General features: G+C 73.4%; 1 pseudogene. It reads right to left on the reverse strand.

Going from position 1 to position 391, the window contains the following annotated elements:
* Window positions 1–7: 7 nt before the first annotated feature.
* Window positions 8–391 (reverse strand): annotated as a pseudogene (locus tag J0695_RS37460) (SAM-dependent methyltransferase); the annotation flags it as partial.

Consider the following 391-nt stretch of genomic DNA (forward strand, 5'->3'; position numbering starts at 1 on the left):
GCTTCAGCTACCTCAGCGCGAGCACGAGCGAGTCCCCCGGCGAGGCCCACACGCCCCGCGCCTCCCCGAACCCGGCGCCCTTCAGGGTCGCCACATGCCAGTCGAGCGGCGGCATCTCACCGTCCGCGTGCTCGCCGTAGATCTCGTACCGCCGCGCGGTCGGCCCGGCCAGCGCCGGGTCCTTCGCCGCCACGCCCCACCACTCGCGCCAGTCCAGCGCACCGTCGGCCCTGGCACGCTCCATGGCGTGCAGCTCGCCCGCCCTGACGGCGGCGTCGATCCGGGGCGTACCCTCGTGCCGCATATGGTCGGCGTTCATGAAGACGCCCCCGTCGCGGACGAGTTGGCCGACCTGTCCGTAGAGCGCGGCGAGGGGTTCGATGTGCAGCCA

It is taken from the genome of Streptomyces beijiangensis, assembly GCF_017315755.1.
Classification (GTDB): Bacteria; Actinomycetota; Actinomycetes; order Streptomycetales; family Streptomycetaceae; genus Streptomyces; species Streptomyces beijiangensis.